The organism is Methylobacterium variabile, assembly GCF_001043975.1.
Taxonomy (GTDB): domain Bacteria; phylum Pseudomonadota; class Alphaproteobacteria; order Rhizobiales; family Beijerinckiaceae; genus Methylobacterium; species Methylobacterium variabile.
On record NZ_LABY01000398.1, the window covers coordinates 1 to 6,090 of the forward strand.

Genomic DNA, 6,090 nt, shown 5'->3' on the forward strand with positions numbered 1-6,090 from the left:
CAGTCCGAGCAGCGCGAGCAGCCCGAGCAGTTGATGCAATTCTCGCAATCACGGAGACTGTCGAGCGCAGTTTGAGCCGCCTCGCGGCTGCCGAAATATGAGATGGAGCAGCGGTTGCCGTTGGCGTCCGCGAGCCAATTATTGTCAGACATAGCTTTTCTCCAGACCAATTTACTAGAAGCCCGCGTCAGCTTGGAAGTCGGACGCCGCCTCGGGGTCGTGCCCCGGCGCAGTCCGGGCGTAGATCGCAGAGACGGCCGGGCTCATCCGGTCCGGCGTCAGGCGGCGCTCGAGCAGCGCGAGAAAGGCGGGGTCATGCTGGCGCTTGGGCCGCGGCGGCTCGCGCCGCGCTTCCATGCGGGCTTCCCAAGCCGCGAGGCTTTCGCGGGTGTGCTGGCCCGCCGGCGCAGGGTGGTGCGCGGGGCCGTAGGGAGGCAGCTTCACCACCGACCCCCCGAGGCAACGAAGATCCAGGCCAGAGCGACGAGCAGCGGGACAGACAGGACCGCGAAGGCGATCCAGCTCTGCCGGATCTCGGACCGAAGCTGCGCGTCGTTCTCGTCCCATACCTCCATCTCGAGCGGCGACAAGCGGCGTCGCGCGCCGCGGCCCGGGCGGCGAGCGCGAGGGATGGGAAATCGAAGGCGCGCACGTTCATGCCCGGGGTCATGCCTCGCTCCTCTCGGTGGCGATGAGGCGGAGCGACCCGCCCCAGATGCTCTCGACCTGCAAGCCGAGCTCGCGGAAGGCGCGGTTGGCCTGGCGGATCAGGTGACTAGTGTGGCGCGAAGAGGCCTTGGCCCGGCCGGCGCGGGCCACCTTGATCGCCTTGGCCCGGCTCACCGTGTCCTGGTCGCGGTGGATCAGCAGGAATTCGCAGAGCCGGAACCCCTGCTCGCTCCGCATGTCGAGCCGCAGACGATTCCGGCGCAGGCACCGGCGCTCGCGGTCCACCACCACGGTCGCCGGGTGCTCGCGCGCCGTCTCGTAGCCGCCGACCTCGACCACCAGGACGTCGGGCATCGGGCCGCGGGGGCCGGCGGCGTCGCGGGTGGCGCGCGCGGCGGTTAGGCGCTTGGTGCGGCTGGCGCGGAACGCGTCGATTGGGGTGGTGGAGCTGAGCATGTGCGGGGCTCCTCAGAAGGGGATCGGGTTGTCGCCGTCCTCATCGTCGGCGACGTCGAGATCATCGCGGTGCGACAGGGCGAGCCGGGCGGGCGCCTCGTAGGGCTTGTTCGCCCTCAGGGCGGCCTCGCGCTCGCACGGCGTGAACGAGAAGATCGACGAGCCGCCGTAGTAGTGGGTGAGCCAGCCGTGGGCGGCCGGGTCGCCCTTCATCGGCACGTCGATCCGCAGGAGCTTGGCGCCGAAGCGCTCCTCTTCGCGCACGCGCCCGGCGTGCCGACGGTGCCCGAAGATCTCGACGACGGCCCACTCCCAGCTGTCGGCCTCCTGCTCGGCCTGGGCGGCGGCCTCCATCGCGGCAATCGCCCGGGCGGCGGCGAGGTCGGCGGGCTTCATCGCGCGCTCGGCCTCGGTGAGGCTGCCGCGCTCCTCGTAGGCCTCGAAGATGGCCGCGGCGGCGGCGTGCTGCGCTGCTTCGTTCATCGGGCTCTCCTCAGAAGGGGCAAGGGCCGGCGCGCAGCGTCGCGAGCGCGGCGTGGATTCCGGACAGCAGGGGCGGATACCGGCGCGGCGGCGGTGCCGGGCGCGCGTAGATCGACTCGGCGTTGCCCATTGCGGCCCGCTCGAACTCTCGGTCGAGCCACATCGGCGGCAGCAACCCGGCCCGTCGCCACTCGCCGACCGGGTGCGTGCCGTAGAGGGCGTGGGCGTAGCGGCGGGCGGGCATCGTCAGCCCTCCCCGCCGGAGCGCCCGCGGCCGCGGCGCGTGGTCTCCTGGATGGCGTCGTTGCCGGGGAAGTCGTCGGCGTCGGACTGGTCGCCATCGGGCTCGACCGAGCCCTCGTCACCATCCTCCCCGTCCGCTTCGAAGATCAGGCGGTAGAGCTCGTCCCGGATCTCCGCGAGCGATGCGTCCTGCTTCTCGCTGAGGCGCTGGCGCCAGAGCTCGAACGTGTTGCGGCCGGCCCGGGCCTTCTCCCGGGCAACGGCAAACAGCTTCGGCTCGGCCGGCTGGTCGCCACCAGCGTCGGACTGGTCAACCGCATCGGCCTGCTGGTCGACGGAGCCGCCCCGCGCCCACTGCGCGAGGTTGCGTCCGATCTCCTCATCGAGCGGCCGGCGGTTGCGCAGGAGCAGGTCGCGGAACTGTTCGGGCAGCTTCAGCATCTTGCGCTCGCCCGGCATGTTCGTCTGCCAGGTCGGCACCCCACCGGCGCCCGGCAGCAGCAGGGCGTTCACGGTCATCTCGAACAGGAATTCCTCCCCGGCGATCGGCATGTAGCCGAGTTCTTCCGGGCGGCCGCCCTTCACCTTGAGCTTGTCCTTCGCCCGGAAGCAGAAGACGAAGTTGGCGTTGAGCTGCAGCACGCCGTTGATGAACTGGCGCCGCTGCTTCGCCGGCACGATCCACGCCGAGTACGTCGCCCGCTGCCGCTTGCTCTCGTCGCTGCCGGCGATCCGGTCGAGTTCGGCTTCCTGGGTCATCAGGTAGCCGCCGACGCCCTCGTGCTCGTGGCTCATCGAGTCCACGATGATCGTCTTGGCGCCACGGCCGACGCAGTATTTCAGCGCCTCCAAGTAGTCGAGGGAGCCGAATGGCGCGCCGAACTCCACGTGCCGGAACCTGAACCGATCGGCGTAGTGCAGTGCGCGCTTGCTCTCCGTGTCGATCACGAAGATGTCGCCGCCGGCAACCTGCTGGATGCCCTGGGCAAGGCGCAGGGCTGAGAACGTCTTGCCCGAGCCGGACGGCCCGAACAGGCCGACGAGGAGCGGCACCTGCTGGCGCACGGCTTCCTTGTCCTCGAACGTGCGTGTGGGCTTCGGCGTCACGCGGCGATCTCCGTGTCGGGCTGGTCGGGGGAATGGGCGAGGGTCAGCTCGGCGCCGAGGTCGCGCAGCAGGGGGTCGCTCAGCTCGCGGGCCTCCCACTGCCGGGCAACCCAGTCGGGGCTCTCTACGCGGGCGATCTCGGCCGGGTAGCCGGGCCACTCGCCGGTGCTCAGACCGCGCCGGAACAGGACGGCGGCGGTCACCGCCTTGCGCTCGCCGAGCCACCGCTGATCGCCTGTGAGCTCGATGATGCGGCACTCGAACGGCTCGGCCGTCTCGACGAACACGAACCGGAAGCGCAGGCGCCCGGCGAGCTCGGGACAGAGGCGCGCGAGCCCGCGCCGATACCAGTGCTCCTGAATGTCGAGGCCGTCGGCGATTCGCGAGGCGATTGCGCGGTCGGACAGGCCGCCCGAGGTGGTCTTGAGGTCCCAGATCTCCGTGGGATCGGGGCCCCACCAGTCCAGCATCGCCCGGCCCCAGACGCCAAGCCGGTCCCGCCAGATCAGCGCCGTCTCGGCGCGGCCGTCGAGGAAGGCACGCTCCGCACCGGGCGTCCTGGCGAGCCGCGCCTGCACGGCGCCGACCATGCGCTCGGCCTTGCGGAGGTCGTTGCGCAGGACCGGCGTGTGCCCGGCCTCGATCGCCTCGTCGCGCGCCTCGCGTGCGGCCTTGGTGGTGTAGGCGTCGGCGTCGACCACGACCACATCGCGGCCCTCGCCGGAGAGGATCGCGTGCGCGACCGAGCCGAGGTCGAGCTTGCGGCTGCGCGCATCCTCCGCGGTCCCGCCGAGGCGGGGATGCTTCTGGAAGGCGTGGCGCGGCGTCTCGTCGAGCAGCGTCCGGGCGATGCCCGACGACAAGCTGGGCGCCGGGCTCGGGTCCGCGTGGTAGGTCGCAGCCGGCATGGTGTAGAGGCCGGGGCCGGAGACGAGGCCGGCGTGATGCGAGATGACGCGCATCGCCGTCACTCCCAGTAGTCGCTGTCGAGCCGCATCCACAGCCCGAGCCGGGTGGCGACATCGTTGGCTGCGTCGCCGAGGCGCTCGGCGCTGCGGAAGACCAGATCGGCGGCGTCGCGGATCACCAGCAGGATGAGCAGCGGCAGGAGGCCGGCGAGGATGCGCGGCGTGATGTGGGGGCGGAGCATCGCTCAGCGCCTCCGCGACGATTCGGGTTGGTAGCGCCGGCACTCCCGCCGCCGCCCGGACAGCTCCGCCTCGTAGGCGAGCCGAGTCAGGGCGACCCGGACGGCGCCGAAGTCGTTCGGGGCGGACCCGACGCGGATGCTCGCCGCCATCAGGGCGTTCCACAGGGCCTCGGCCAGGGCGGTGTCGGTCTCGACCAGCGCCGGGACGATGCCGCGCGCGAACAGCATCTCCGCCGCGTCCTCGGGGGTGATCGGGCGGATGCCGACGGTGGGGCGGCTCATGCGCCCTTCCCGTTCTCGAAGGCCACCACCCGCGGCATCGCCGCGGCCCCGGGCTGGGCCCGGTTGATCTCGACCACCTGCGCCAGGAGCGCGTCGCGCTTGGCGACCGCGTCGGCATCGGCCGGATCGACGAGCCGGGCGAGGTGCATCGCCGCCGCGTTGAGGTGCCGGATCGCGACGTGCATCTCGAAGCAGGCCTGAGCCATCACCTCGAGCTGTCCGGCCGGCGCGGCGGCGCGCTGCTGCGCCTGGAAGCTGGCGAAGGCGGCCGACGGTGCGACGTCGATCTCCCGCCCGGTCCGCAGATCGATGACGGGCGCCGCGGGGCGCGATGAGACGAGCTGCAGCATCACGCAGCCTCCGCCATCTCGGCCCGGGCCCGCGCGATGGCGCGGTCGTAGCCGGCGAGCACCTGGACGCGCGGCGAGACGCCGTCGACGCGGGGGCCGTCGTTGACTTCGGCGGCGGTGGCGCCGAACAGCGCCATGCACGCCTCATCGAGGAGCCGGCGGACCTCGGTCACCAGCGGGTGGTGCGCCGGCAGGCCGCTCGCCCGCATCAGCGCGCCGTGCGCGCACCAGGCGCAGGCCGCGCCGTCCTGGGGGTGGACCCGCTGGTCGGACGCGTCGCGCGCCCCCTCGTGCTGCGTCCATTGGCGACGAACGGCGATGATCGTGCGGCCGCCGGTGAGGATGTCGAGGATCGTGGTCACAGGCGACTCCTCACCGATAGCCAGCGCCGGCGACGAGCGTCGCCCGGGCGTCGTCGTGGAAGGTCAGCTCGCCGCGCACCTCATCGGCGCTGACGACGCGCTCCCAGTTCGCCTCGAGGACGTCGTGCAGGGCGCTGCCCATGTCGTCCTCGTCGTTCGGCGTCGGCTCGCCGCGGCGGCCGGCGGCCTCCCACGCGTCGGCGTCGACGCCGAGGGCGGAGAAGCGCGCCTCGTCGAGCGCCATGCGCTTCGCGAACACCGTGGTGGTGAGGTCGCGCAGCAGGTCCTCGTCGCGGCGGCCGGGTGCGAGCCGGATGTGACCGGCGCGCAGGCGCAGGACTGCGTCGTCCAGATTCTGCTCGGCGGTGGCGAGCGCGATGCGAGCCAGGGCGAGCGAGCGCTTGGTGGCGCAGGCCGGGACGGCGGCACCGGAGCGGAAGGGGGCGCCCATCACGCGGCCCTCCCCGCGAGAAAGGCCAGGACGCAGCCGAGGACGATGCCGCCAACCGTGGTGAGGATGAGGAGCCCGGCACCGAGCACGCCGCGGGCGGCGCTGGCCGACTGCTCGAGGTCGTTGTCGGCTGCGGGCGGGGTGACGCCGAGCGTGATGTGCGGCAGCCGGCCGTCGAAGTGGATCTCGGGGCGCATCAGGCGGCATCCTTCGTGAGATCGGCGTCGGTCAGATCGATCATCCGCTCGACAAGGGCGACGGCTGATCGCTGCAGCTCGCGGCGGGTGGGCTTGAGGGCGTCCCAGGAGGCGGCCCTGGCGGCGTCCCAGGCGGCGTCCCAGGCGGCGGCCCTGGCGGCGTCCCAGGCGGCGGCCCTGGCGGCGTCCCAGGCGCCATCTCAGGCGCGGCCGCCGGGAGCGGGGCCGGGACCCAGGCCCGCCGCGGGGCTTGGGGCCGGCTGTCCGGCGGGACAAGTTCCGCGCCTACGCACGCGCGCTGCGCGCTACGCCCGTCCTCCACGCGTGGACGCGGCACCGG

At 72.5% G+C, this 6,090-nt stretch carries 13 protein-coding genes; all 13 read right to left on the reverse strand.

All coding sequences use genetic code 11. From position 1 onward, the window contains the following. Window positions 1-174: 174 nt before the first annotated feature. The 13 genes from VQ02_RS33420 to VQ02_RS33475 all read right to left on the reverse strand — a co-directional run bounded on the left by VQ02_RS33420 (window position 175) and on the right by VQ02_RS33475 (window position 5,750). On the reverse strand, window positions 175-444 hold the full coding sequence (locus VQ02_RS33420; protein ID WP_157080915.1) for a hypothetical protein: 270 nt from the start codon (window positions 442-444) through the stop codon (window positions 175-177). After that, on the reverse strand, window positions 441-590 hold the full coding sequence (locus VQ02_RS37860) for a hypothetical protein (protein ID WP_157080916.1): 150 nt from the start codon (window positions 588-590) through the stop codon (window positions 441-443). Before VQ02_RS37860 ends, VQ02_RS33420 begins: the two co-directional genes overlap by 4 nt. Window positions 591-666: 76 nt before the next feature. After that, a complete protein-coding gene (locus VQ02_RS33425) occupies window positions 667-1,125 on the reverse strand; it encodes a hypothetical protein (protein WP_048448585.1) in 459 nt (152 codons plus the stop codon). Between the two features lie 12 nt (window positions 1,126-1,137). Beyond that, a complete protein-coding gene (locus VQ02_RS35035) occupies window positions 1,138-1,608 on the reverse strand; it encodes a hypothetical protein (RefSeq protein WP_053080646.1) in 471 nt (156 codons plus the stop codon). Between the two features lie 10 nt (window positions 1,609-1,618). Continuing rightward, a complete protein-coding gene (locus VQ02_RS33435; RefSeq protein WP_048448586.1) occupies window positions 1,619-1,852 on the reverse strand; it encodes a hypothetical protein in 234 nt (77 codons plus the stop codon). Window positions 1,853-1,854: 2 nt separating this feature from the next. Further along, entirely contained in the window at window positions 1,855-2,958 is a 1,104-nt protein-coding gene (locus VQ02_RS33440) for an AAA family ATPase (RefSeq protein WP_048448587.1), read from the reverse strand. Then, a complete protein-coding gene (locus VQ02_RS38530) occupies window positions 2,955-3,920 on the reverse strand; it encodes a PD-(D/E)XK nuclease-like domain-containing protein (protein ID WP_048448588.1) in 966 nt (321 codons plus the stop codon). The genes VQ02_RS33440 and VQ02_RS38530 overlap by 4 nt, the downstream gene beginning before the upstream one ends. A gap of 5 nt (window positions 3,921-3,925) precedes the next feature. After that, the gene (locus VQ02_RS38535; protein WP_048448589.1) at window positions 3,926-4,108 is read right to left on the reverse strand and encodes a hypothetical protein; all 183 of its coding nucleotides are present in this window, start codon (window positions 4,106-4,108) and stop codon (window positions 3,926-3,928) included. Between the two features lie 3 nt (window positions 4,109-4,111). Then, a complete protein-coding gene (locus VQ02_RS38540) occupies window positions 4,112-4,390 on the reverse strand; it encodes a hypothetical protein (RefSeq protein ID WP_048448590.1) in 279 nt (92 codons plus the stop codon). Further along, window positions 4,387-4,740: a hypothetical protein gene (locus tag VQ02_RS38545; RefSeq protein ID WP_048448591.1), complete on the reverse strand. Its 354-nt coding sequence runs from the start codon at window positions 4,738-4,740 to the stop codon at window positions 4,387-4,389. Before VQ02_RS38545 ends, VQ02_RS38540 begins: the two co-directional genes overlap by 4 nt. Further along, the gene (locus VQ02_RS33465; protein ID WP_048448592.1) at window positions 4,740-5,102 is read right to left on the reverse strand and encodes a DUF6197 family protein; all 363 of its coding nucleotides are present in this window, start codon (window positions 5,100-5,102) and stop codon (window positions 4,740-4,742) included. The genes VQ02_RS38545 and VQ02_RS33465 overlap by 1 nt, the downstream gene beginning before the upstream one ends. A 10-nt stretch (window positions 5,103-5,112) precedes the next feature. Continuing rightward, a complete protein-coding gene (locus VQ02_RS33470; RefSeq protein ID WP_048448593.1) occupies window positions 5,113-5,553 on the reverse strand; it encodes a hypothetical protein in 441 nt (146 codons plus the stop codon). Then, window positions 5,553-5,750, reverse strand: coding sequence for a hypothetical protein (locus VQ02_RS33475; protein ID WP_048448594.1), 198 nt, complete (start codon window positions 5,748-5,750; stop codon window positions 5,553-5,555). The genes VQ02_RS33470 and VQ02_RS33475 overlap by 1 nt, the downstream gene beginning before the upstream one ends. Window positions 5,751-6,090: the final 340 nt, after the last annotated feature.